This is a genomic window from Flavobacterium sp. ACN2, from assembly GCF_002303885.1.
In the GTDB taxonomy this organism is placed as follows: Bacteria; Bacteroidota; Bacteroidia; order Flavobacteriales; family Flavobacteriaceae; genus Flavobacterium.
The window spans coordinates 1-3,329 of sequence record NZ_MRCM01000038.1 but is presented as its reverse complement, the minus strand read 5'-3'; the positions used below and the strand labels follow the sequence as shown (position 1 = coordinate 3,329).

Below are 3,329 nucleotides of genomic sequence, written 5' to 3'. Positions count from 1 at the left end.
ATCTTGCCCTTTACACTCAAACATTAAATCATTAAAAGTAAAAACTTCAATTCTTTCAAATTCTTTTTTTAGGTATTCACGAATTTCTTCTGCAAATTTAACTTGTAATAGTTCCGAAGGAAGGACAAAAGCAATAACACCATTTTCTAATAATAATGTATTTGATTTAATTAAAAATGTTGCCCAAATATTTTTAACAGAAGTTTCGGTTAAATTTTCATTTTCGTGAATTATTTTGCTTAATTCAATTTGTTTTTGTGTAAGTCTATTTTTTTTTACATATGGAGGGTTTCCAATAATTGCTGAAAACTTTTTACTATCATTATACTCCAAAAAATCAGTTTTAATAAATACTGAGTTTTTTTTATTCCATTTTTTAGAAGCTTTATTTAACTCTTCTTGATTAATATCTAAGGCAGTAAGTTTAATATTTAAATTAGTAGTTTTTGAAAATTCTTCAACAAAAGCACCATCACCGACACTTGGTTCTAAAATTGACATACGGGATCTACTTTCAAAGTGAGATAAAACTCTTTTTGAAATAAAACTCGCCAAGTAAGAAGGCGTATAATATGAACCTGTATTTTTTTTATCCATTGTAAAATGTGGCTAGTTCTTTTTGTAAAAAATAATGCTTTTCAAAAAGTGGTAAAAGCTCGCTTTTTATTTTTTTATATTCGTTGCTATTATCAGGATATCGATTTAATTCATCAATAATTTTTTCAATAGCTATTCTTGTTTTATTATATTTCCATAGTAGTTTGATTTCTTCTGTTCTTTCATCAAATTTAAATGCAACTGTTGCCATCCATTTGCCAATTGGCGTACTCCACATGATTGATCCTTCTTCGGTTCTATATAAATTTGATTCATATTTTATGTCACATGGTTCTACGAAACCTTCTTCATTTATAACATAAACATCATCTCTTTGGGAAGGCCAATGTTTTGTCTTGTTATTATTGCAAAACCTACAGGAATACACTAGGTTGGAATATTTAGATAAACCTATTTTACTTTTACTTTTAAGCAGAAAGTCTTTTGGAACAAAATGATCTATTTCGAAGTACGTTTTTGTATAGCCAAAACCGTCAAAGGCACCACAATATCCACAAGAAAAATTGAAATCTTTCTGTAAATCTGGTTTATGCTTAGTGTAATTATTTCCTTCCTCAGATTTTGTAGGCTTATTTCTTCTGATTGGTATTGCTTCTCTAATGCTCATTGTTTTTCCTTTTTTCAATAAGTTTTTGTAAAAGTAATTCCGCTTCATTTTTTAAGTTTTCACTTTCAGCAATATTCTCTGTAAGCATCAAATATTCAGGAACTTCTACTTTATATGTACTGTCTAAAACTTTTAATTCTTTTTGCAATTTTAATAATATATGTTTTTCTTCAGAACTTAGCTTTTTGGATTGCCCTTTTTCTAGCAAATGTGATATTTCATTTTTTCTTTTTTGAATATGTTTTTTGTATTGTTCAATACTTCTTTCAAGTATTGTTACAAAATGTGTAACTTTTTTTTCGTCTTCTTCACCTTCGTTGAAGATATCGTCTTTCTCAAAAATAATCTTCCAATCTTCTACATGAGGTTCTGCATCATCTTTCTTATTTGTAAAAATAATGTGAGGAAATAAAGGTCTGCTATCATAGATTTCGCTTTCAACGGCTTCACCATTAAAGGTAACTTTATTAGATTCATCCAATTTATAATCGATCATTAATAAATCAATATTAGAATTATAAATTTGATCCATTAATTCGTCAAGTCGCATTCCTTTTATAAAATCATACCCAATAACTTCAAAACCTAACTTTCTGAATCTTCTTTGATATTTTTTAACTTGATTAATATCTTCATCAACATAACCAATTCTATACTTTGTTTCCATGATTTATTTTTTTCTAATTGGGAATGATATTAAGACAGAAAAGCCAATCTCTGGGGCTAATATATCAATTGTTCCATTATTGTCATCAATTACAGATTTAACTAAATACATTCCTAAACCTGTTCCTATTTCTTTACCTTTTCTATCTCGTTTTGCAGTTTTGAATGGTAAAAATATTTCATCTTTATCTTCAAAAACTTCATCTAAACCAACACCATTGTCAGAATAAATAATTTCTAAATATTCATCTTTAAGGTTTACAATTATATCAATATTTCGATCTTGAATTTGATTTAAATTGTTAAAAGAATCAATGGAGTTATTAATTAAATTTGTAAAAATTGTTGATATATCCATTTCAAAAGCTCTAAAATCATAATTTGCTTCAGCTGTATTGTCAACGATAGTTAGTCTAATATCTTTTTTCTTAAATATTCTATTCCAAGATTTTTCTAAAGATTTAAAAAAAATGGAAAATTCAAATTTTCCTCTTGTTCGTTTATCTTTCTTTATTGCAGTTAAAGCGTAATCTACCCAATGAATTATTTTATCGGAATTTTCTCCTAGCAAATCAATTATGTCAATACCATCTTTATACTCTTGTAAGTTTTTGTTTTCATCTGGAACACTAGACTTAAATATTTCTTCAAGTTCTTTTATTTCTAACGCATTATCTTTTATTTCTTTAAGTTCATGGGCAAAAGAAGATACTACTAATCCTAGACTTGCCAAAGATCTAACCTGAACAATTTCTTGATTTTCTTGTTCTTGCCTTTCATCCTCTATTGCTTTAAAAGTATCTTTAAAAGCTTCTTCATATGTTTTTTTTTCTTCTTCTTCTTTTTTTGCCTGAAATAAATCTATTTTGTTATTTTTTCCATAAATAGATTCTTCTACTTTTTTCCTTTCCGCAACTATTTTGTTTGCAAGTACTTCCGCTCTTTTTTGAATTTCTTTTTCTTTTTTTTCCTCTTTCTCCTTTTGATTTCTTAAAAATAAAGGATTAAGCATTTTAGTTCTATCAAATTCGAATTCATGAATTACTGCAACAATAATAGTTTTAAATGTATCAAAAGCATCATTTTCCTGTAATGCACCTCTATCAGATTTATCAATTAAAAGCGGATTATTCTTTCTGGAAATGGAAATGATGCCAGCGGTTTGTTCGGGCCTTACTCTCCAATCACCAATTCTTTGTCCGGCACCAGCAGGGCTTTGAGCAACTCTTGCTCCCAATTTTAACCAATCATTCGTGGGATCTCCATAAGGACGTACTCTAAAAGAATCTCTATAAATCTTAACCCCTCCGAAACGTTCTAATGTCGATTTTCGTTCACTAGCTACAACCATTCTAAAAGGATAGCCTTCCTTTATTGAATTAGAAAATTTTAAATAATAAAATGTTAAGTCAAAACTTCCAACATCATTTAATAATTT

General features: G+C 28.0%; 4 protein-coding genes. All 4 read right to left on the bottom strand.

All coding sequences use genetic code 11. From position 1 onward, the window contains the following. The coding region (locus BSF41_RS23460) for an Eco57I restriction-modification methylase domain-containing protein (RefSeq protein ID WP_141248190.1) at positions 1–597 on the bottom strand (597 nt) is incomplete at its 3' end. After that, positions 590–1,225, bottom strand: coding sequence for an HNH endonuclease (locus BSF41_RS23455; protein ID WP_172426972.1), 636 nt, complete (start codon positions 1,223–1,225; stop codon positions 590–592). The genes BSF41_RS23460 and BSF41_RS23455, both read right to left, overlap by 8 nt. Beyond that, positions 1,215–1,892 (bottom strand): hypothetical protein, encoded by a 678-nt coding sequence (locus BSF41_RS23450; protein WP_095931899.1) that lies wholly within the window; start codon positions 1,890–1,892, stop codon positions 1,215–1,217. Before BSF41_RS23450 ends, BSF41_RS23455 begins: the two co-directional genes overlap by 11 nt. Before the next feature lie 3 nt (positions 1,893–1,895). Further along, positions 1,896–3,329 (bottom strand): ATP-binding protein (locus BSF41_RS23445; protein WP_141248189.1); only part of this gene is annotated, 1,434 nt, incomplete at its 5' end.